The sequence below is a fragment of the Dickeya chrysanthemi NCPPB 402 genome (genome assembly GCF_000406105.1).
Classification (GTDB): Bacteria; Pseudomonadota; Gammaproteobacteria; order Enterobacterales; family Enterobacteriaceae; genus Dickeya; species Dickeya chrysanthemi.
On record NZ_CM001974.1, the window covers coordinates 69,458 to 92,296 of the forward strand.

Consider the following 22,839-nt stretch of genomic DNA (forward strand, 5'->3'; position numbering starts at 1 on the left):
GTTGGATAGGGAGGGCGTTGGCGATGAAAAACCATGCCCTCGTGGCGTCAGCCGCTCCACCGCGCAGGGGGCAATACTGTGCGCAGAATTAACGTACGAGAAGCGACGATGGACGATACGCAGGCATTTGAAAATCGGGTACTGGAATCCCTGAATGCATCGAAGACAGTCAGAAGTTTTATGCTGATGGCGGTCGAATTATTGGCTGAAGCCGTCAGCCTGTTGATGTTGCAGGCGTTTCGTAAAGACGACTATGCCGTGAAGTACGCCGTCGAGCCGTTGTTATCCGGCAGCGGGCCGCTGGGCGAACTGTCGGTGCGGTTAAAGCTGATTTACGGGCTGGGCATGATTAGCCGCAAAGAGTATGAAGATACGGAACTGCTGATGGCGTTGGGCGAGGAATTGGCCCACGATGAGCACGCGTATCGGTTTACTGATGACGAAATCCTGGGGCCGATCAGCGAGTTGCATTGCGTGAGCAGCCTGCCGCCGTCGCCGATACCGCCGTCCGGCGTTGATCCCGACGATGCGCTGCTGGCGGCCATGCAACAGCAGCGTTATCAACAGATGGTGCGCTCCACGCTGGTATTGTCGCTGACTGAACTTATCGCCGGCATCAGCCTGAAAAAGGCATTCTGATTTCAGCGAATCACCACAATAAAACAGGGCAACCTATTCGGGTTGCCCTTTGTTTATCTTTCTATTTTCGCGCTTTGCGCTATCGCCGGTTTTAATGCTTATAAGATAACTGTTGCTGGTGGCCGGCGAACGGCAAACCGTGACTGGCTGGCGCCAGTTCGTGGGACGAGGAGAGACGGAAAGCCGATACCGTATTGGAGAGCATCATGGCCTGGTCTTCCAGTGAGCTGGCTGCCGCAGAAGATTGCTGCACCAGTGCGGCGTTTTGTTGGGTGGTGCTGTCCATCTCGACAATCGCCTGATTGACCTGAGCGATACCGCGGCTTTGCTCGTCGGACGCAATCGTAATTTCCCCCATGATGTCGTGTACATGCGTTACCGCAGTCACAATCTCCTGCATGGTTTTACCCGCCGAGTGAACCAGATGCGCCCCTTTCGAGACCTGCTCGACCGAGGTGGAGATCAAGCCTTCAATCTCTTTGGCTGCCTGCGAACTGCGCTGAGCAAGATTACGCACTTCATTGGCAACCACGGCGAAACCACGCCCTTGCTCACCCGCCCGCGCCGCTTCCACCGCCGCGTTCAGCGCCAGAATATTGGTCTGGAATGCAATACCGTTGATAACGGAGGTGATTTCCGCAATACGTTTGGAGCTGCCTTCAATATCGGACATGGTTTGCACCACATCAGCGACCAGCTTACCGCCTTCCTGCGCCGTATGGGTGGCATCCAACACCAGTTTATTGGCCTGATGCGCGTTGGCGGCGTTTTGTTTCACGGTGGACGTGAGTTCTTCCATACTGGCGGCGGTTTCTTCAACGGACGCCGCCTGAGATTCGGTACGCGCGGCCAGATCGTTATTACCGGTGACGATTTCGCTGGCGGCGGTAGTAATCTGGCTGACCCCCATACGAATATCGTCAATCATGTTATGCAGATTGGCCTTCATTTTTGCCATAGCGCTAAACAACATGCCCAGTTCGTCGCGGCGCGTTGTTTCAATGGCGACGGTCAAATCGCCGGTGGCGATACTCTCGGCGATGGCCACGGTGTTGTTCAAGGGGTGGGTGATTTGGCGGGAGATATACCAGGCAATCAGCGCGCCGAGTATCAGCGTGATAAGCGAGGTGATGGCAATCTGCCATTCGGCGCTGATGATATCGTTCTGGGTAGCGGCGGTTTCTTCGGCGACCATCTTATTGACGTTGTCGATAAGCAGATTGGCGGTATCACCCAGTAACTTACCTTGCGCCATTTCTTCCTGATAAGCCGGCAGATAAGCCATGACCTGCGTTTTATACGTCGACAGTGTAGAAACAACCGGCGCCATAATCGCTTGCTGTTCCGGCGTCAGTGCCTGGACGAATTGGCCAAGCGCTTTTTGAGCGTCGTCCAGTGCGCTAATCAGCGGTTTTTCCGCGTCGCTGTTCAACGATAACAACAGGCCGCGCACCAGATAGCGGACGTTAACCAGTTTCTGGTGCAGTGAGGTCAGTTGCAACTGCAAAGGCATATTGCCGGCTACCTGCTGTTCTATTTGCTTGAGCGGCTTTTCAGAATCGGACAGGTTCCAGCTTTTTCTGACGTCATCTTTTTTGGCGACGGCGTCGGTATAGTTTTTCCGTCTTTCTTTATACTGATTAATCAACTTATTGATATTATCCAGCCGCTCGTCGTAATCGCTTCGCCAGTTTTTACCCTGAATAGAAGATATTAACCCGATGATGTTATCAATATGTTTACTATTCTCTTTAAGACTATCCGGGTTATAACTGGTGCCGTATAGCAACCGATAATAACGGGCTTCACTCACCTCATTATTAATTTGGTTGCTAAAAATAACTTTTTCAAAACGCCCTTTCAGTGTTTCGATATAGCGAACACTCACGGCGGCAATGATAACGGTCAGTAGCAGAATCAGGGAAAACCCTAATCCTAACTTCCTGCCGACTTTGATATTTTCGAGTTTTATAGCCATTGATTTTCTTCCATCGTAGATAGGCTGAGTGACTAAGTAAGGTACCAGGCTCTTTATGATTAGCACGCTGACAGACTTGGCTTTGTATCACGATACGAATAAGCCAGCTGTTGGTTTTCGGCCTTCCTGACCGAGCTTGTCATTGTAAAGATAGCGAGCTGTGCTCAAATCTGCTTCCGATGGATTTGTTTTTTTTCATTCGCCGGCCTGAGTGGGCGAATGAAGCTTTATCTACCTGCCGTTTCACCATGTCCTGAAATCTATAACGTATATAAAATGCCACCATGGCAGTTGTGTATAGACTGCGGGGAGAACACGCTGAATCTATCGGCGTACCCTACTAAAACTTTATACTGTTTTTTCCATTATTGATCCGAAAAACAAAATAAAAAAAACCCGGTATAACGAAGGTTATTCCGGGTTTGTCGGGATTAATTTCCGGTGTGGAAATTATACCCGTCATACTTCAAGTCGCAGGTGCGTTGGCTTTATTACTCGGCCCATCCCTGGGCCTCGCCCTACGGGCCGCAGCGAGCTGCGTTCAAATCTGCTCCCGGCAGATTTGTCGCTCACCCTGGTCACTTACTTGAGTAAGCTCCCAGGGATTCGCTGCGTCGCCGCGTTACAAGGCTCTTAATGAGCCTTGCCCTAACGGGCCAACGCTTTGCGTTGTTCAACACGCGAGCGTGTTGTCCTGCAACTCGAATTATTTAGGGTATATGTCTTACTTTTTCGCTTCTGCGAAACGTTTAGCCGCTTCGTCCCAGTTTACGACGAACCAGAACGCTTTAATGTAGTCCGGGCGACGGTTCTGGTATTGCAGGTAGTAAGCGTGCTCCCACACGTCCAGTGCGATGATCGGGTAGCCGGATGCGCCGGAAATCGCTTCGCCCATCAGCGGGCTGTCCTGGTTGGCGGTGGAAACGACAGCCAGCTTGCCGTCATCTTTCAGTACCAGCCACGCCCAGCCGGAACCGAAACGGGTTGCTGCGGCCTGCTCGAATTTTTCTTTGAACGCGTCAACGCTGCCGAAATCACGTTCAATCGCCGCTTTCAGTTCGCCTTCCAGCGTGGTGCCCAGCTTCAACCCTTTCCAGAACAGGCTGTGGTTGGCATGGCCGCCGGCGTTATTACGCAGCGGGCCTTTTTTATCGGCCGGCAGTTGATCCAGTTTGGTAATCAACTCTTCGGCAGACAGGCCGGCGAATTCAGGCAGGGATTCCAGCGCTGCGTTAGCGTTATTGACGTAAGCCTGATGGTGTTTGGAGTGATGAATCTCCATCGTCCGTGCGTCGAAGTGCGGCTCCAGTGCGTCATAAGCATAAGGCAGGGACGGCAGTGAATAACTCATGTTTAGCATCTCCATTGTTGTGGTGCGCAAATTCTTGTCATGTACAAATCGTTATCATGCACAAGGCGTTTGTGACTGGTTTGTGTGGCACCGTCGTTTGTTAGCGCCGCGTAAGCATTAAGTTCATTATAGTTAATTAAATGATCTTGAAAACGATTATTCGCGGCGAAAACCGGTTTGATGTGGGGTTTTATCCTATCATTACAATCGGTTATACCATAATTGGGTGAGCTAACAACAAATTGATCTAAGCTATACCCGGCGCAGCCGTTATGGCTGCAACCGTTGCGGATGGGTATAGATGGTGGCGCGCCCAGGACGGCAGAAGCCGACCAGTGTCAGATTGCAGCGCTCGGCGACTTCTACGGCCAGTGAGGTGGCGGCGGAGACCGCAAACAGAATTTCCACGCCGCACATGGCGGATTTTTGCACCATTTCATAACTGGCGCGGCTGGATACCAGCGCGGCACCGTGCTGCCAGGGCTGACGTGCCCGCGTTCCCAGCAGTTTGTCCAGCGCCACGTGGCGGCCTACGTCTTCACAACCGCCCAGCAACTCCCCTTGCGGCGATAGCCAGGCGGCGGCATGAGTCGCACCGGTCAACGCACCTGCCTGCTGTACGTTTTTCAACGCCTGTAATGCGGGCTCCAGGCGAGACAAGGAGAAATGTTGCGTGAACGGCAGCGGCGACACCGGCTTGCCGATTTCCGCCAGTTGTTCCACTCCACAGACGCCGCAGCCGGTACGCCCGTCCATCGCTCGCCGCCGTGCTTTTAGCCCGGCAAAACGGCGGCTGGAAAGCTCTATTTGTACTTCGATGCCGTTACACACCGGCACGACATCCATGCCATAGATATCCTGAGCTGACTCAATGATGCCTTCCGACAAAGAGAAGCCGAGCGCGAACGGCTCCAGATCTTTTGGCGACGCCATCATCACGACGTGCGAAATGCCGTTGTAAACCAGCGCGACCGGCACTTCTTCCGCCAGCCAGTCCTGCTGCGGCAAATCCAGCGCACCCTGACGCCAGACGCTGTGCTGGCAGGCGCCGGAACGCTCTGCAACGCCCTGAGAATCATCACTGTTCACTGTGTTGTGCCTGTTGTTGGGGGAATCTATTTCGACATTATTTCACCGCCGTGGCGGCGATGCGAATTTTTATCCCGTCAATGCCCTGCTATCCCATTGAGTGTAAAAGTGATGGCGCAGATGCGGGGATAACAAACTGTGCGCTGTGTCGAAGACTGATATTTTTTACTGCTACAGGGCTTTTACAACCCTGCAACACTGTATACGATTTAACCATTATTTTCTGTGAGGACTTATCAGCCAGATATAGGGTTTATCTTTGTCGGCGTTTGCGTCGGCGAAGTCTGGCTGCCGCGGCGCAGGGGCACCGGCATGAGGCCGGGTATCTTCCTGCAATGACACTTCGTGTTACCAAAGGAGAACGGAATGGATATCGATAATGCAAGCCGGGTACAACCCGGTGAATACGGCCCCGCCCTTACACTGAAAAAGCGCTACGACAACTTTATCGGCGGCGCATGGGTTCCTCCCTCCGGCGGCGAATATTACGTCAATCTGACGCCGGTAACCGGGCAACCGCTATGTGAGGTTGCCAGTTCCAGTAGCCGCGATGTGGATCATGCGCTGGATGCCGCTCACAAGGCCAGTGCCGAGTGGGGGGCGCTCTCTACGCGTGAGCGGGCGCAGATCCTCAATCGAATAGCCGATCGTATGGAAGCCAATCTGGCGCTGTTGGCCAGTGCGGAAACCTGGGATAACGGGAAACCGATCCGGGAAACCCTGAATGCCGACGTACCGCTGGGTATCGATCATTTCCGCTACTTTGCCGCCTGTATTCGTGCACAGGAAGGGGCGATCAGCGAAATCGACCACGATATGGTCGCCTACCATTTCCACGAACCGCTCGGCGTCGTCGGGCAGATTATTCCCTGGAACTTCCCGCTGCTGATGGCCTGCTGGAAGCTGGCGCCGGCGTTGGCCGCCGGTAACTGCATCGTGCTCAAACCCGCCAAACTGACCCCACTGTCGGTGCTGCTGTTGATGGAGCTGATTCAGGATATTCTGCCGCCGGGCGTACTCAATGTGGTTAACGGTGCGGGTGGGCAGATCGGCGAATATCTGGCAACCTCGCCGCGTATCGCCAAAGTCGCCTTTACCGGCTCGACTGAAGTCGGCCAACAGATCATGGGGTATGCGGCGCAAAACGTTATTCCGGTAACGTTGGAACTGGGTGGTAAATCGCCGAATATCTTCTTTGCCGACGTCATGGATCAGGAAGACAGCTTCTTTGACAAGGTGCTGGAAGGGTTCGCGTTGTTTGCCTTCAACCAGGGCGAAGTCTGTACCTGCCCAAGTCGGGCGTTGATTCAGGAGTCTATCTACGAACGGTTTATGGAGCGTGCCATCAAACGCGTCGAGTCTATTCGGGTCGGTAACCCGCTCGATAGCCAGACCATGATGGGGGCGCAGGTATCGGCCGGGCAGTTGGACACCATTCTGAATTACATTGATATCGGTAAGAAAGAAGGCGCGCAGGTACTGACCGGCGGGCATCGCAAACTGCTGCCGGGTGATCTGGCGCAGGGCTATTATCTGGAGCCGACGATTCTGTTCGGCCAGAACAGCATGCGGGTGTTCCAGGAAGAGATCTTCGGGCCGGTGCTGGCGGTAACCACCTTCAAAACGCCGGAGGAGGCGCTGGCGATAGCCAACGACACGCCGTACGGTCTGGGAGCCGGGGTATGGAGCCGTAACGCTAACATCGCCTACCGCATGGGGCGCGGCATTCAGGCCGGCCGCGTCTGGACTAACTGTTACCATGCCTACCCGGCGCATGCAGCGTTCGGCGGCTATAAACAGTCTGGTATCGGGCGTGAAACCCACAAAATGATGCTGGAACACTACCAACAGACCAAATGCCTGCTGGTGAGTTACTCCGAGAAGCCGGTCGGCCTGTTCTAAGCCAACAACCGTGCGTTGTCACCTGACAGACGATACAGGGGCTGCATCTGCAGCCCCTTTCTTTTGCACGATATCTGGACGAGTTGAGTTAACACCCGTCCAGAGGGAAAATTAGGACATCAGCGGCAACAGAGACTGGTAAAGCCGGCGGAATACGGTGCGCTGCTGTGCGTACTGCGCATGACGCGTTGGGTCCGGCTGGTGGACTTGCTCCAGTGGTAAAGCAGGCAGTAACTGTGCCTGCGGTATGGCCGGATTCAGTGCGATTTGCGCCAGCCTTGCTGCACCCAGCGCCGGGCCGACATCGCCGCCGGTACGGTATTCCAGCGTCTTGCCGCTGATATCCGCCAGCATCTGTCGCCAGTAGGCGCTGCGCGCGCCACCGCCAATCAGCGTGACCTGCCGAGGCTCAAGCCCGGTTGCGTGCAGCGCGTCCATGCCGTCCGCCAGTGCAAACCCCACCCCTTCCAGCACCGCGCGCGCCAGCGCGGCGCGACCATGTGAGTGCGTCAGCCCCCAGAAAGCGCCTTTGGCCTGCGGGTTGTTGTGCGGCGTGCGTTCGCCGGACAGATAGGGCAGGAACCACACGGGGGTGGCGGTTTCTTCTGCACTCGCCTGCTCGGCTTCGGCGAGCAGAGACGCCACGCTATCGGCGTGGGTGAGTCGGGCGGCCCAGTCGAGACAGGACGCCGCGCTCAGCATGACGGACATCAAATGCCAGCTGTTGGGCAGTGCATGGCAAAAGCTGTGAACGGCGCGCTGGGGATTGCTGAGAAAGCCATCGCTAACCGCGAAGTAAACGCCGGACGTGCCGAGCGATAGCATGGCCTGCCCGGCTTGATACAACCCGACGCCGATGGCGCCGGCCGCATTGTCGCCGCCGCCGGCAACTACCGGTACCGGCGGCATACCCCAGCGTGCGGCGATGTCGGCGCGCAATTGTCCGGTAATCTGGTTGCCTTCGAATAGTGCAGGCATCTGATCGCGATTAAGCCCGCAGGCGGCGAGCAGGTCATCGTTCCAGTCGCGTCGGGCGACATCCATCCACAGCGTGCCGGCCGCATCGGACATGTCGCTGGCGAAATTGCCGGTCAGGCGCCAGCGCAGGTAATCTTTGGGCAGCAGCACCTTGTCGATGAGCCGAAAAATATCCGGCTCGTGCTGTTGTACCCATTTCAACTTCGGTGCGGTAAAGCCGGGCATCATCAGGTTACCGGTGATGCGGCGGGCATCCGGCACCAGTTGTTCCAACTGCTGGCATTGCGCAGCGCTACGCCCGTCATTCCACAAAATGGCGGGCCGCAGTACCCGTTGCTGTGCATCCAGCAGCGTTGCGCCGTGCATCTGGCCGGTCAGCCCGATGGCTCGCACGCCCTGCAACGTCTGTTGTGCGGCTAACCCGCTCAGGGCGGCGTCGGTTGCCTGCCACCACTTTTCCGGGTCCTGTTCCGACCACAACGGATGCGGACGCGAGACGCTCAACGGTGCGCTGTGGCTGGCCGCCACGTCGCCGTTTTCCCGTAGTAAGATGGCTTTCACGCCCGATGTGCCAAGATCGATGCCGATGTACATAATGCCTCACTGGTTATCAGGCTGACCCCCGAAGGTGTGTACCGCCGGCGCATACCGCCAACAAACGTGGTTTTCTGCACGACCGGGCGTGCGCCAGCCTATACCAAAAATAATTCGAGTTGCAGGACAACACGCTCGCGTGTTGAACAACGCAAAGCGTTGGCCCGTTAGGGCAAGGCTCATTAAGAGCCTTGTAACGCGGCAACCGAGGGAATCCCCGGGAGCTTACATCAGTAAGTGACCGGGGTGAGTAAGGGCAGCCAACACACCTGCAACTTGAAGTATGACGGGTATACACCTATTTAGCCGAACAGATAGCGATTAACCAGATTTTCCAGCCGTTCCTGCTGCCCGCTGTGGTGCTGCGGGTTAAGCGGGTGGCGGGTGGCGTAGCTTGCCAGCATCTCCAGCGACGCGTTGCCTTGCAGGATTTGCTGGCCCAGCTCGCTATTCCAGCCGGCGTAGCGGTCGGCGACCTGCTGGTTTAATTCGCCGTCTTCCAGCATACGGGCCGCTACTTTGAGCGACAACGCCATGGTGTCCATCGCGCCGATGTGAGCGTGGAACAGGTCGTAGCGATCGGTGCTTTGGCGGCGGATCTTGGCATCGAAATTAAGGCCGCCGGTGGTGAATCCCCCTGCTTTCAGGATTTCATAGAGCACCAGCGCGTTTTCCTCCACACTATTGGGGAACTGGTCGGTATCCCAGCCGAGCTGCGGGTCGCCGCGATTGGCGTCAACCGAGCCGAAGATGCCGAGGGCAATCGCGGTGGCGATCTCGTGATGGAAGGTATGCCCCGCCAGCGTGGCGTGGTTGGCCTCGATATTGACCTTGATCTCTTTTTCCAGCCCGAACTGTTTGAGGAAGCCGTAGACGGTGGCGACATCGTAATCGTACTGGTGTTTGGTCGGTTCCTGCGGTTTGGGCTCGATCAGCAAGGTGCCGTTGAAGCCAATTTTGTGTTTGTGCTCCACCACCATTTGCATGAAGCGGCCAATTTGCTCGCGTTCCTGGCGCAGGTCGGTATTGAGCAGGGTTTCATAGCCTTCGCGGCCGCCCCACAACACATAGTTCTCACCGCCCAGCATTTTGGTGGCGTTCATGGCGGTGAACACCTGCGTCGCGGCCCAGGCGAACACGTCCGGGTCGGGATTGGTGGCGGCACCGGCGGCATAACGCGGGTTGGTAAAGCAGTTGGCGGTGCCCCACAGCAGCTTCACTCCGGTTTCCTGCTGTTTGGCGGCCAGAATCTCGGTCATGGCGGCAAAATTGTTCAGGTATTCCGGCAATGAACCCCCTTCCGGCGCGACGTCGACATCGTGAAAACAGTAATAGGGCGCGCCCAGTTTGTGCAGGAATTCGAAGGCGATATCGGCCTTGCGTTTCGCCAGCGCCAGCGCGTCGCCGGGCTGCTGCCACGGCCGGGCAAAGGCACCGGCGCCGAACATGTCGGAACCGTTCCAGCAGAAGGTGTGCCAATAACAGACCGCAAAACGCAAATGGTCGGCCATGCGCTTGCCGAGGATGACCTCGTCGGGGTTGTAATGGCGGAAGGCGAACGGATTGCGGCTGCCCTGACCTTCAAAGCGAACTTTTTCTATCTGATCAAAATAAGCGTGCATTGTTATCTCCTTGCAAACCACCGGAATGACTGTTTTCAGCCTTGTCTCAATATTCGGTTTGCCTGCCAGTTTCCTCAATTACGTTATTTCACACTGAAATTCAGATAATTATTAAATGTGCGCGTGATCGCAAAAAATAACCGGAATAATCTGCAAAACCGCTCGCACTCACGGGTGTGATGAAAGGGGTTAACACGGTGAAAATATGACCGCTATCAAAAAATAACAATTAAACCAAAAACGTAATTCAGAGATAAAAATCAGCAATTGCTGACCCTGACTTTTCTTGTCAACAATTTCACGCAACGTAGCCGTAAGTGAAGTGACGCTTTTATCCTGCCGTCCTATAACAAAGGTACTCTACGATGAAAATGAAACACGTATTACTGTCAGCCTGTGCCGCACTTGTCATGCTGGGTCAGCCGGGGTTCGCCAAAGAGGTTAAAATCGGTATGGCTATCGACGACCTGCGTCTTGAGCGCTGGCAGAAAGATCGGAATATTTTTGTGAAGAGCGCCGAAGAAAAAGGGGCGAAAGTGTTTGTTCAGTCCGCCAACGGCAATGAAGGAACGCAAATATCCCAGATAGAAAATATGATTAATCGTGGCGTCGATGTGCTGGTGATTATCCCTTATAACGGTCAGGTTTTAAGTAACGTGATTGCCGAAGCCAAACGCGAGGGAATAAAAGTACTGGCTTATGACCGTATGATTAATAATGCGGATATCGATTTTTACATTTCGTTTGATAATGAAAAAGTCGGAGAGCTTCAGGCACAATATTTAATTAATAAGGTGCCGCAGGGCAGTTATTTTCTGATGGGCGGCTCGCCGGTTGATAATAACGCCAAACTGTTCCGTCAGGGACAGATGAAAGTATTAAAACCATTAATTGATAGCGGCAAGATTAAGGTCGCGGGCGACCAGTGGGTGGATGCCTGGCTGCCGGAAAATGCGCTGAAAATCATGGAAAACGCGTTGACCGCCAACAACAACAAGATTGATGCGGTGGTGGCGTCGAACGATGCGACCGCGGGCGGTGCGATTCAGGCGCTCTCCGCTCAGGGCCTGGCCGGCAAGGTGGCGATATCCGGTCAGGATGCCGACCTGGCGGCCATCAAGCGGATCGGGTCCGGCACTCAGACCATGACCGTGTACAAACCGATTAGCAAACTGGCGCAGGACGCGGCGACTATCGCGGTGTTGCTGGGGCAGGGGAAAAAACCGGAGTCTAACGCCACGCTCAATAACGGCAAGAAAGAGGTGCCTGCCTTCCTGTTGACGCCTATCCCGGTCGATAAGGCGAATATCGATAGCACCGTCGTCGCCGACGGATTCCATAAGAAAGCGGATATCTATTAACCCGTTCGTTCGTCGTCCGGCGAACCGCAGCCGCGGTATTGCCGGATGTGCGGCATCGGCCAGGTGGAGGGGGTATGCCGTATCTGTTGGAAATGAAAAACATCACCAAGGCTTTCGGGGCGGTGAAAGCGGTAGACAATGTCAGTCTGCAACTGGACGCAGGGCAGGTGTTGTCGCTGTGCGGCGAGAACGGTTCCGGCAAGTCGACATTGATGAAAGTGCTGTGCGCGGTTTATCCCTACGGCAGCTATGAAGGCAGCATCCGATTCGCTGGCGATGAGCTGCGAGCCGGGCATATCCGTGATACCGAGCAGAAAGGAATCGCCATCATTCATCAGGAACTGGCGCTGGTTAAAGAGATGACAGTGCTGGAGAACATTTTTCTTGGTAATGAATGGACGTATGCCGGTGTGATGGATTACGACGCCATGTACCTGCGTTGTCAGACTATGCTGGCGCAGGTGCGGCTGGATATCGACCCGAATACCCGCGTCGGCGAACTGGGGTTAGGTCAACAGCAACTGGTGGAGATCGCCAAAGCGCTGAATAAGCAAGTCAGGCTGCTGATTCTCGATGAACCGACCGCGTCGCTGACCGAACGGGAAACCGGTGTATTGCTGGATATCGTGCGTGACCTGCGTCACCACGGTATCGCCTGTATCTACATCTCCCACAAGCTTAACGAGGTCAAGGCGATTTCCGATGTGATCTGCGTGATCCGCGATGGCAGGCACATCGGCACCTGTCCGGCGGATTCGCTCAGCGAGGATCAGATTATCGCCATGATGGTGGGGCGCGAGCTGACGGAGCTGTATCCGAACGAGCCGCATCAGATCGGTGAAGAGGTGTTGCGGGTGGAGCACCTGACCGCCTGGCACCCGGTCAACCGGCATATTCGCCGGGTAGACGATGTGTCGTTCAGCCTGCACCGTGGTGAAGTGCTGGGGATCGCCGGGTTGGTCGGTGCCGGGCGCACCGAGACGGTTCAGTGCCTGTTCGGTGCCTATCCGGGGCAATGGCAGGGCGAAATCCGTGTGGAAGGAAAGCCAGTCGTTATCCGCCACTGCCGGCAGGCGATGGCGCTGGGGATCGCCATGGTGCCGGAAGACCGTAAAAAAGACGGCATTATTCCGGTAATGAGCGTGGCGCAGAATATTACACTGGCGGCGCTCGACCAGTTCACCGGTGCACTGTCGGTGTTGCGGGATGCTGATGAACAGCACAGCCTGCGGGAGTCGATAACCCATCTGAAAGTCAAAACAGCGTCGCCGGAACTGGCGATTGCCCGTCTCAGCGGCGGCAACCAGCAAAAGGCCATTCTGGCGAAGTGCCTGCTGTTGCGCCCGAAAATCCTGATTCTGGATGAACCGACCCGCGGGATCGATATCGGCGCAAAATATGAAATCTACAAATTGATCAATCAGTTGGTGAAGCAACAGATCGCCGTCATCGTGATTTCCTCTGAACTGCCCGAAGTGTTGGGCCTGAGCGACCGGGTGCTGGTGATGCATCAGGGGCGGCTCAAGGCGGATTTACCCAACCGCGGCCTGACGCAGGAGCAGGTGATGGAAGCTGCATTAAGGAGTGAGCCTCATGCTGAAAACCTGGCTGTCTGACCGTACGCCTGCACTGGCGACGTCTTCCGGCGGAACGTCTCGTCGGCGTTCTTTCAATTTACAGGTGCTGGTGATGGTCGCGGCGATCATTGCGATCATGCTGTTTTTCACCTTTATGACCGATGGCGCGTACCTCAGCGCCCGCAATATTTCCAACCTGCTGCGCCAAACCGCCATCACCGGCATTCTGGCGGTGGGTATGGTGTTTGTGATTATTTCCGCCGAAATCGACCTGTCGGTCGGCTCCATGATGGGGCTGCTGGGCGGCGTGGCGGCGATTCTGGATGTCTGGTACGGCTGGCCGTTGCCCCTGACCGTGGCGGTGACGCTGTTATTGGGGTTGTTGCTCGGCGCCTGGAACGGCTGGTGGGTGGCGTATCGGCGCGTGCCGTCGTTCATTGTGACGCTGGCTGGCATGCTGGCGTTTCGCGGCGTGCTGATTGGTATTACCAATGGCACCACGGTATCGCCCACCAGCCCGGCAATGTCGCAGATTGGTCAGAGTTATTTGCCGGAAGGTATGGGATTTTTGTTCGGTATCGTTGGGCTGACGCTGTTTGTGGTATGGCGCTGGCGTCAGCGGCGGCGTCGCCGGCATCTGGGGTTGCCGGTGGCGTCGGCTTCCGGTGATGCCGCTCGCCAGTCGCTGATGGCGGTGCTGGTACTGGGCGCTATCTATTTACTGAATGATTATCGGGGCGTGCCGACACCGGTACTGCTGCTGACGCTTATCATGCTGGGCGGCATGTTTATGGCGATGCGTACGGCTTTCGGACGACGCATTTATGCCGTCGGCGGCAATATCGATGCCGCCCGCCTGTCGGGGGTGAATGTCGAGCGTACCAAGCTGACGGTGTTCGCCATCAACGGCCTGATGGTGGCGGTAGCGGGGCTGGTGCTCAGTTCCCGACTGGGAGCCGGGTCGCCGTCTGCCGGGAATATCGCGGAACTGGACGCTATCGCCGCCTGCGTCATCGGCGGTACCAGTCTGGCGGGTGGAGTCGGCAGTGTGGCCGGTGCGGTGATGGGGGCATTCATCATGGCGTCGCTGGATAACGGTATGAGTATGCTCGATGTGCCCACCTTTTGGCAGTACATCGTCAAGGGCGGCATTTTGCTGTTGGCGGTGTGGATGGATACCGCCACCAAGCACAAAGCCTGACCACTGTGGATGACAGGGATGACGGTACGTCTGCGGCAAAATCAGCGAAACAGTTCGCAAAGTAAGGAAATGGATTTTGGGCTGCCGGTCGGCCGTGCTATTTAGGCGAAAGACCGGCTTTCGACGCCGGATTTCGCCTGAGGAAAGGTGATGCCCGCTATCGCACTGTCCAACGAGAACGTATCGCCATGTTTGAGAAACGCTACCGTATTACATTGCTGTTTAATGCCAACAAAGTGTACGACCGGCAGGTAGTCGAAGGTGTGGGAGAATACCTGCAAGCGTCTCAGTGTGACTGGGATATCTTCATTGAGGAAGACTTCCGTTGCCGTATCGACAATATCCGCGACTGGCTGGGGGACGGCGTGATCGCGGATTTCGATGACCCGGCGATTGTCGCGTTGTTATCCGGGGTGCGCGTGCCGCTGGTGGGCGTGGGCGGCTCTTATCACCATCCACCGGATTACCCGCCGGTGCATTACATCGCCACCGACAATTATGCGTTGGTGGAGAGTGCGTTTTTGCATCTCAAAAATAAAGGGTTGAACCGATTCGCGTTTTACGGCCTGCCGATATCGGTGGGGAAGCGATGGGCGCAAGAGCGGGAACAGGCTTTTCGCCAGTTGGTGTCGGCGGAGCAGTATCAAGGCGTAGTGTATCAGGGCATGGAGACGTCGCCGGACAACTGGCAGTATGCCCAGAACCGGTTGGCGGACTGGATCCAAACCTTGCCGCCACAAACCGGTATTATCGCCGTAACGGATGCCCGCGCCCGCCATCTGTTGCAGGTGTGCGAGCACTTGAATATCGCAGTGCCGGAAAAGCTGTGTGTAATTGGTATCGACAATGAAGAACTCACCCGTTACCTGTCGCGCGTCGCGCTATCTTCGGTGGCGCAAGGGACGCGGCAGATGGGGTATCGAGCCGCCAAATTGCTGCACCAGCTGTTGCTGGCGCCCTATTCGCTGCCGTTGCAACGTGTTCTGGTGCCACCGTTACGGGTGGTGGAACGTAGCTCCACTGATTACCGTTCGGTGCGCGACCCGGCGGTGATTCAGGCGATGCACTTTATCCGCCATCATGCCTGCAAAGGCATTAAGGTGGAACAGGTGTTGGATGCGGTTGGGTTGTCGCGTTCCAATCTTGAAAAACGCTTTAAAGATGAAACCGGGCAAACGATTCACGGCATCATCCATGCTGAAAAGCTGGAGAGGGCAAGAAACCTGCTGGTGTCGACCTCGTTGTCGATTAACGAGATTTCAACGATGTGCGGGTATCCTTCGTTACCGTACTTTTATTCTGTTTTTCGCAAAGATTACGACCTGACGCCGCGCGAATACCGTGAGCGTTATGGTGAAGGCGGTTACGACGATAGTCGCTATGATAATGTTCAGACGACCTATCGGTGTTACCGATGAGCAACGGGGATTATGGTACGACGATGAGAGTTTCGGGGTATAACATGCCCGAAGATGACGAGCGAGAAACAACGTTGGGAGCGACGGCGCGTGCGCGCCGCCGTCATGGTCGCCTGGTTCAGGCAGGCACACGCCAGTAATCGTAATAAATATGCTCGACCTGAAAATTCACATCGTCCTTGTCGTTACTCAGCCGGCTGGCCAGCGTGAATGCGAAATCGAACGCGACGCCGAGCCCTTTGCCGCTGATCAGGTTGCCGTCTTCCACCACTTTTTGGTCGACATATACGCCGTCGGTCACGTCTTTCCAGAGGTCGCCTGAGCAGACGTAGCGGCGCCCTTTCAGCAAATGGTTACCACCCAGCACTCTGGCGGCTGCCGAGCAGAGTGGGCAAATCAGTTTGCCTGCCTCGTCATGGCGGCGGATAAATTCCGTCACCAGCGGGTTGGCCGCCAGGTTCACTGTGCCTTGCGGCCCCCCCGGAATTACCACGGCATCAAACAGCTGGTCCATACTTCTTTCCAGCAGGGCATCTGCAAACATGCGGATATTATGGTAACTAGGCAATTCCAGCCTATCGTGACAGGAAAGCAGGGTGACGTTTAGCTTCGTACGATGCAACACATCGATCACCATAATCGCTTCCGCTTCTTCGAATCCGGGAGCCAACAGAATGGCGACGTTCTTGGCCATGGTATCTCCAGCAATAATCAAGGGGGGAGGGACGAACATCTGTGCCGCCGAGGATAGCAAAGAAACTAACTTAAATTGAAACATCGTTTCAATATTGAGTGGTGGGTCGCGTAATCGATGTTTGCTCGTCTGCACCGTCGATAAATAGCGCTATACTCGCTCCCTTCATACTGCTGTAACCGCGCCGGAAAGACAGGGGCATCGCAGGTGTCTGGAATGACGCTGTGGCGACACGGTTTGATACGCACACCCTCTTTGACGGCTATTTCATATAAGAACGAATCACCGTCACGATCGCTTCCAAATCGGTGGCGCGTTCCGCAGGATCGGCTTCTTCATTCATCAGATGGTCGCGGATGTGGCCTTCCAGCACTTCACCCATCAATCCGTTCACTGCCCCTCGAATAGCGGCAATCTGTTGCAGAATTTCCAGACAGGAGCGCCCGCCGCCGTCCAGGGCTTTTTCCAGTGCTTCTGCCTGGCCTTTGATGCGTCTGACGCGTGTCAGCAGTTTCTTTTTTTCATGAACAGTGTGAGGCATGGCGGCTCCCGTCTTGTATCACCCTATACTGGGGTATAGTATGTTTTCATCATTTCATTTTCAGGCTGGCCTATCGGCTGCCTGATTCGGACGCTAACTATGACGGATTTTTCCTTACTTTTGCAGCAGGGTGTCGCTAATGCCTGGTTATTTATCCCCAGCGCTGTTCTGTTGGGGGCGCTGCATGGCCTGGAGCCGGGTCACTCCAAGACCATGATGGCGGCGTTTATCGTGGCAATCCGCGGCACGGTGAAGCAGGCGGTAATGCTGGGCGTCGCCGCTACATTGTCTCATACCGCCGTGGTCTGGTTGATTGCGTTGGGTGGGATGTATTTGAGCCGGCAGTTTACCGCTGAATCCGCCGAGCCCTGGCTACAGTTTATTTCCGGCATCATTATTTTGGGGACTGCCATCTGGATGTTCTGGCGTACCTGGCGCGACGAGTGGGCATGGAAACAACACCAGCATAGTCATGGTCACCATCATGACCACGGCCACGACCACGAGCATCACGATCACGAACATGCCCATCATCACCATGATGTTTCTCATGCTGATCATCATTCTGGTCATCAACATGATCACACGCGGCCTCAGGGTGAATATCAGGATGCACATGAACGGGCGCACGCCGACGAGATTCGCCAGCGCTTTGCCAACCGGGAGGCGACCAATGGGCAGATTCTATTGTTTGGCCTCACCGGCGGATTGATTCCCTGTCCGGCCGCTATTACGGTGCTGCTGTTGTGTATTCAGGTGAAGGCTTTTACGCTGGGGGCGGCACTGGTGGTCTGTTTCAGTATCGGACTGGCATTGACGCTGGTAGCGGTTGGCGTAGGCGCGGCGCTTAGCGTACAGCATGCCGGCCGCCGCTGGCCGGGATTCGCCGCACTGGCGCGGCGGGCACCTTACTTCTCCAGTGTGCTGATCGCGCTGGTAGGGACGTATATGCTGTTGCATGGCTGGGTACGTTTGCCGTTATAACCGTGCCGACAGTTGTAAAAACGGCGATGTTGTGGCCTTGCTTGCAAGCCTGAGGTTGCCGTTGTGAATTTTTTTCCTGAAAATCCGCCTCTTCTCTTCCGGTCCGCGGGAAAAGATGTTTAAATTATCAATCATAAAATTTGCATAAATATGCATTGATGCGCGATGGTTCATCGCAGTCGATTCTGATGACGCTGTGTCGTGCGCGTCTCAATGCATAACCAGACATTGCGTAACCCGGCGGCAGGGCTGCTAAGCTTAACGCCATCGAAATCAAGCAGGGACTAATAGTTATGACGACGATTTTGAAACATCTTCCGGTGGGCCAGCGGATTGGGATTGCTTTCTCCGGTGGTTTGGATACCAGCGCAGCCTTATTGTGGATGCGTCAGAAAGGCGCTGTGCCGTATGCCTATACCGCGAATCTGGGCCAGCCTGATGAAGATGACTATGACGCCATTCCACGTCGTGCCAAAGAGTACGGTGCTGAAAACGCCCGTCTGATCGATTGCCGTAAACAACTGGTAGCGGAAGGTATTGCTGCGATTCAGTGCGGTGCGTTCCATAACACGACCGGCGGTATGACCTACTTTAACACTACCCCGCTGGGCCGCGCAGTGACCGGCACGATGCTGGTCGCCGCGATGAAGGAAGACGGCGTGAATATCTGGGGCGACGGCAGTACTTACAAAGGTAACGACATTGAGCGTTTCTATCGCTACGGTCTGCTGACCAACGCCGAGCTGAAAATTTACAAACCCTGGCTGGATACCGACTTCATCGACGAACTGGGCGGCCGTCAGGAGATGTCCGAGTTTATGACGAAGTCGGGCTTCGATTACAAAATGTCGGCGGAAAAAGCTTACTCCACCGACTCCAACATGCTGGGCGCAACGCACGAAGCGAAGGATCTGGAATTCCTCAACTCCAGCGTGAAAATCGTCAATCCAATCATGGGTGTGAAATTCTGGGACGAAAACGTACGTATTCCGGCCGAAGAAGTAACGGTACGGTTCGAACGCGGCCACCCGGTAGCGCTGAACGGGCAGACATTCTCTGACGACGTGGAATTGCTGCTGGAAGCCAATCGCATCGGCGGTCGCCACGGTCTTGGCATGAGCGATCAGATCGAAAACCGTATCATTGAGGCGAAAAGCCGCGGTATTTATGAAGCGCCGGGGATGGCGTTGCTGCACATTGCCTACGAGCGCCTGGTTACGGGGATTCATAACGAAGACACCATCGAGCAGTACCACGCTCATGGTCGCCAACTGGGACGTTTGCTGTATCAGGGCCGCTGGTTCGATCCACAGGCGTTGATGCTGCGTGATGCCCTGCAACGTTGGGTGGCCAGCGAAATTACCGGCGAAGTGACGCTGGAACTGCGTCGCGGCAACGACTACTCGATTCTGAACACCGTATCGGACAACCTGACCTACAAGCCGGAACGTCTGACGATGGAAAAAGGCGAATCCGTCTTCTCGCCGGATGACCGTATCGGCCAGCTGACGATGCGTAATCTGGATATCACGGATACTCGCGAAAAACTGTTTAATTACGTGGAAAGCGGGCTGATTTACTCCGGCAACGCCGGCCTGCCGCAGGTTGCTACCCCATCGCTGCAAGACAAGTCTGCAAAATAATCTCGGACTGAATGTAACAAGGGCATCCTATCGGGATGCCCTTGTTTTTTTACGCGCCGTCTTTTGCTTCCCGGCTCCGATGCTCATGTGAATATCAGCGGTTGTTGACCAGATGTTTTTCAACACGGCCCAGCAAGGTGCGCAATTGGTTTTTTTCTTCTTCACTGAATGGGGAGAGAATATCGCGTTCATTTGCGACGTGTTCTTCCACTACCCGGTTGATGAGGGCAAAACCTTCATCGGTCAACTGGATATTTACGGAGCGGCGGTCACCTTCAATCGGCATTCGACGCAGCCAGCCGGCTTGTTCCAGCCTGTCGAGCCGGCTTGTCAACGTGCTGTTGTTAATCATCAGTGCGCTGACAATCTGGGATGGGCTGATGGCATAAGGCGCGCCGCGTCTGCGTAGCGTCGCCAGAATGTCGAACTCGCGTGCGCTCAATTTATATTTGCTGAACACTTTGTCCAGTGCGCGGTCAATCAACAAACTGGTGCGAGAGAGGGTGCCAATCACCAACATCGGTTCAACATCAAGATCGGGGCGTTCATTGCGCCATTGTTGAACTATATCAGATACTTCCAGGTAGCGTGCCATTAACTAATATCCTTAATTAATATATACCCAAAATAATTCGAGTTGCAGGAAGGCAGCCAACGCACCTGCAACGTGAAGTATGACGGGTATAAAAGACCATTCCTTTTTATTGCAGCGTAGGTCAATACCGTTACGCGATCAACCCTACTGTAATATTCTTTAGAGAAATATTCAACGCAGTATGTTATTGACACGGTAATTATGTGAACGTATATTACGAAATCGTAATGTGTAGTGTTGTTTATCGGTGTCACAGGATGTGATGCATCAAGATAAAGGACGATCACAGTGAGTAAGTCAGGAGAACTGCACATGGATGTGCGCCTTCTGTGCGCCTTCTGTACGGCCGGAGAGGCTGTACATGCCTCAGGCTGAGCCGGTTCGGTAAGCCGGATCGCGCTTTTTGGCAGACACAGTTTGAGGAAGGTTCATCTCGTGAAATTAAAAGACTTCGCTTTCTATGCCCCTTGCGTCTGGGGCACCACCTACTTTGTTACGACCCAGTTTCTTCCTGCCGACAAGCCGTTGCTGGCTGCGCTGATTCGTGCGTTGCCGGCGGGTCTTGTTCTCATTTTTGGTAAAAAGCTCCCGCCGGTCAGCTGGTTATGGCGATTATTTGTGCTGGGGGCACTCAATATCGGCGTATTTTTCGTCATGCTGTTTTTTGCGGCTTATCGTCTGCCCGGCGGTGTCGTGGCGCTGGTGGGGTCACTTCAACCGCTTGTCGTCATTCTACTGTCTTTCCTGTTGTTGACGCAGCCGGTGCTGAAAAAACAGATAATGGCGGCGGTTGCCGGCGGGATCGGCATTGTCTTGCTGATTTCATTGCCGGAAGAGCCGTTAAATCCGGCTGGGCTGGCGGCATCGGTACTGGCGACGGTGAGTATGGCGTCGGGGTTAGTGCTGACCAAGAAATGGGGCCGCCCGGCCAGAATGACGATGCTGACGTTCACCGGCTGGCAGCTATTCTGTGGCGGGTTGGTGATTCTGCCGGTACAGATGTTTTTGGAGCCGCTGCCGGATGCCATCACCTGGACTAACCTCGCCGGTTATTTTTACCTGGCTATCCCCGGCTCGCTGTTGGCGTATTTTATGTGGTTTTCCGGTCTTGAGGTTAATTCTCCGGTCATTATGTCGATGTTGGGTTTTCTCAGCCCAATGGTTGCGTTGTTAGTGGGATTTTTATTCCTTCACCAGGGGTTGTCCGGTCCGCAATTGGTGGGTGTGGTACTCATTTTTTCAGCAATTATTATTGTGCAGGATATCTCGTTATTTTTCAGAAGAAAAAATCAATGCCATTAACACGGTCTGATTTTACTTCTAAATGAAATAATATTTTTTGATGTGTGTAGAGAAATTTAACTGATTGGGCAATGTGCTGAGGTGTTGAAAATCGCAATGCATTGAATCTTCTGTATGCCAGTTTTTTGAATGTTAAAAAATAATTAACCTAATACATTTTGGTGATTAAATTAATCGTTAATATCTTGCAGACAGGAAAATAATTTTTTAATTTAATGAGAAGGTGATGTGACGATCGGCAACGTCAGCTGTCGAGGGTTAATCTCACTCGATAATCATGCAGGATGCATTGTTATCAATAATATCATGTACTAATGATTGCTATGTCATTGATGCCAGACGTGAGTCATACCTGCGTCTGCAGGAAAGACATCGTCCGGATATAAACTGACATAATCCCCCCAGGATGAGAGAATATTATGTCTAAAACGGATTTTTCGCATGAATTGCTGCGGTTTAGTGACGAAGTAAAGGACGCGTTGCATACCGGTAAGCCGGTGGTGGCGCTCGAGTCAACAGTGATTGCCCATGGCCTGCCTTACCCCGACAATGTCGCCACCGCCCAAAAAATCGAAGCGGTCGTGCGTGCCGAAGGGGCGATTCCTGCGACGATTGGTATCGAAAACGGCCGATTTCTGATTGGCATGTCAGATGCCGATATCGAACGGTTTGGTGCGACCAACGGTATTCCAAAAGCCAGCAGCCGTGATATTCCGGTGATTCTGGCGCAAGGGGGAAAAGGTGCCACCACTGTGGCGTCGTCGTTAGTGGCGGCGGATCTGGCCGGCATCGCGTTTTTCGCGTCGGCCGGTATTGGCGGCGTACACCGCGGGGCGGAAAAGTCGATGGATATCTCTGCCGACCTGGTCCAGTTTACCCGCTCCCGGGTTGCCGTCGTGTGCGCCGGCGCCAAGAGTATTTTGGATCTTGGTCTGACGCTTGAATACCTGGAAACCCAGTGCGTACCTATCATTTCCTATCAATCTGACGATTTTCCCGCGTTTTACTGCCGTTCCAGTGATTTTCCCAGCCCCCATCGCCTGGATGACCCTGCTGTGGTTGCTCGTTCCATTGAGATGCACTGGAAGCTGGGTAACCGTAGTTCAGTGCTGATTACCCACCCTATTCATGAAAGCGAGGCTATCGATAAAGATGAGGTCGAGTCGATTATCCGTGAAGCCGCGCTTCAGGCGGAACATGAGGGAATTCGCGGGCCGGGCGCCACGCCGTATTTGATGCGTGCCGTCGCCAGGGCGACGCAAGGACGAACAGTAAAAGCGAATATGTCGGTACTGATCAGTACGGCGGCGTTGGCCGGCAAACTGGCCTGCGCCCATACCGATTACCTGCGACAGCACAATCAGGCATAA

General features: G+C 54.7%; 18 protein-coding genes. 10 read left to right on the top strand and 8 right to left on the bottom strand.

The features are described from left to right. Nucleotides 1-33 precede the first annotated feature (33 nt). Complete coding sequence (locus DCH402_RS00445) at nt 34-639, top strand: MltR family transcriptional regulator (RefSeq protein ID WP_012767837.1); 606 nt, start codon at nt 34-36, stop codon at nt 637-639. Between the two features lie 91 nt (nt 640-730). Here the strand turns inward: DCH402_RS00445 and DCH402_RS00450 are convergent, their stop codons facing one another. The 3 genes from DCH402_RS00450 to fdhD form a co-directional block, all read right to left on the bottom strand. Further along, nucleotides 731-2,617 (bottom strand): methyl-accepting chemotaxis protein, encoded by a 1,887-nt coding sequence (locus tag DCH402_RS00450; protein ID WP_039998939.1) that lies wholly within the window; start codon nt 2,615-2,617, stop codon nt 731-733. A gap of 724 nt (nt 2,618-3,341) precedes the next feature. Beyond that, a complete protein-coding gene (sodA, locus tag DCH402_RS00455) occupies nt 3,342-3,968 on the bottom strand; it encodes a superoxide dismutase [Mn] (protein WP_039998941.1) in 627 nt (208 codons plus the stop codon). Between the two features lie 270 nt (nt 3,969-4,238). After that, on the bottom strand, nt 4,239-5,057 hold the full coding sequence (gene fdhD / locus DCH402_RS00460; RefSeq protein ID WP_039998942.1) for a formate dehydrogenase accessory sulfurtransferase FdhD: 819 nt from the start codon (nt 5,055-5,057) through the stop codon (nt 4,239-4,241). Nucleotides 5,058-5,423: 366 nt separating this feature from the next. Between fdhD and exaC the strand changes: the two genes are divergently transcribed. Next, nucleotides 5,424-6,959: an acetaldehyde dehydrogenase ExaC gene (gene exaC / locus DCH402_RS00465; RefSeq protein ID WP_039998944.1), complete on the top strand. Its 1,536-nt coding sequence runs from the start codon at nt 5,424-5,426 to the stop codon at nt 6,957-6,959. Between the two features lie 111 nt (nt 6,960-7,070). Here the strand turns inward: exaC and xylB are convergent, their stop codons facing one another. Continuing rightward, on the bottom strand, nt 7,071-8,531 hold the full coding sequence (xylB, locus tag DCH402_RS00470; RefSeq protein WP_039998945.1) for a xylulokinase: 1,461 nt from the start codon (nt 8,529-8,531) through the stop codon (nt 7,071-7,073). Nucleotides 8,532-8,833: 302 nt separating this feature from the next. Continuing rightward, nucleotides 8,834-10,153, bottom strand: coding sequence for a xylose isomerase (gene xylA, locus DCH402_RS00475; protein WP_039998947.1), 1,320 nt, complete (start codon nt 10,151-10,153; stop codon nt 8,834-8,836). A 365-nt stretch (nt 10,154-10,518) separates the two neighbouring features. Between xylA and xylF the strand changes: the two genes are divergently transcribed. From xylF to xylR, 4 genes are all read left to right on the top strand, one after another. Next, a complete protein-coding gene (gene xylF, locus DCH402_RS00480; protein ID WP_039998949.1) occupies nt 10,519-11,514 on the top strand; it encodes a D-xylose ABC transporter substrate-binding protein in 996 nt (331 codons plus the stop codon). Between the two features lie 74 nt (nt 11,515-11,588). After that, nucleotides 11,589-13,130: a xylose ABC transporter ATP-binding protein gene (locus DCH402_RS00485; protein ID WP_039998951.1), complete on the top strand. Its 1,542-nt coding sequence runs from the start codon at nt 11,589-11,591 to the stop codon at nt 13,128-13,130. Beyond that, nucleotides 13,108-14,292, top strand: a complete 1,185-nt coding sequence (xylH, locus tag DCH402_RS00490) for a xylose ABC transporter permease XylH (protein ID WP_039998953.1) — start codon at nt 13,108-13,110, stop codon at nt 14,290-14,292. Before DCH402_RS00485 ends, xylH begins: the two co-directional genes overlap by 23 nt. A 188-nt stretch (nt 14,293-14,480) precedes the next feature. Then, nucleotides 14,481-15,710, top strand: a complete 1,230-nt coding sequence (gene xylR, locus DCH402_RS00495) for a D-xylose utilization transcriptional activator XylR (RefSeq protein ID WP_039998954.1) — start codon at nt 14,481-14,483, stop codon at nt 15,708-15,710. 118 nt (nt 15,711-15,828) lie between these two features. Here the strand turns inward: xylR and DCH402_RS00500 are convergent, their stop codons facing one another. Together DCH402_RS00500 and DCH402_RS00505 are read right to left on the bottom strand one after the other, a co-directional pair. Next, a complete protein-coding gene (locus tag DCH402_RS00500; RefSeq protein WP_012767848.1) occupies nt 15,829-16,404 on the bottom strand; it encodes a DJ-1/PfpI family protein in 576 nt (191 codons plus the stop codon). 262 nt (nt 16,405-16,666) lie between these two features. Continuing rightward, entirely contained in the window at nt 16,667-16,945 is a 279-nt protein-coding gene (locus DCH402_RS00505; RefSeq protein ID WP_012767849.1) for a metal/formaldehyde-sensitive transcriptional repressor, read from the bottom strand. 99 nt (nt 16,946-17,044) lie between these two features. Here DCH402_RS00505 and DCH402_RS00510 point away from each other — a divergent pair, with 99 nt between their 5' ends. Beyond that, nucleotides 17,045-17,929, top strand: a complete 885-nt coding sequence (locus tag DCH402_RS00510; protein WP_039998956.1) for a nickel/cobalt efflux protein RcnA — start codon at nt 17,045-17,047, stop codon at nt 17,927-17,929. A 293-nt stretch (nt 17,930-18,222) separates the two neighbouring features. After that, complete coding sequence (argG, locus tag DCH402_RS00515; RefSeq protein ID WP_012767851.1) at nt 18,223-19,572, top strand: argininosuccinate synthase; 1,350 nt, start codon at nt 18,223-18,225, stop codon at nt 19,570-19,572. Nucleotides 19,573-19,666: 94 nt separating this feature from the next. Here argG and DCH402_RS00520 read toward each other — a convergent pair whose 3' ends face one another. After that, on the bottom strand, nt 19,667-20,167 hold the full coding sequence (locus DCH402_RS00520; RefSeq protein WP_039998958.1) for a MarR family winged helix-turn-helix transcriptional regulator: 501 nt from the start codon (nt 20,165-20,167) through the stop codon (nt 19,667-19,669). Nucleotides 20,168-20,602: 435 nt separating this feature from the next. Between DCH402_RS00520 and DCH402_RS00525 the strand changes: the two genes are divergently transcribed. Together DCH402_RS00525 and DCH402_RS00530 are read left to right on the top strand one after the other, a co-directional pair. Continuing rightward, a complete protein-coding gene (locus DCH402_RS00525; RefSeq protein ID WP_039998960.1) occupies nt 20,603-21,469 on the top strand; it encodes a carboxylate/amino acid/amine transporter in 867 nt (288 codons plus the stop codon). A gap of 419 nt (nt 21,470-21,888) precedes the next feature. After that, nucleotides 21,889-22,839 carry a pseudouridine-5'-phosphate glycosidase gene (locus tag DCH402_RS00530; RefSeq protein WP_039998962.1) on the top strand — a complete coding sequence of 317 codons (951 nt, stop codon included), beginning with the start codon at nt 21,889-21,891 and terminating at the stop codon, nt 22,837-22,839.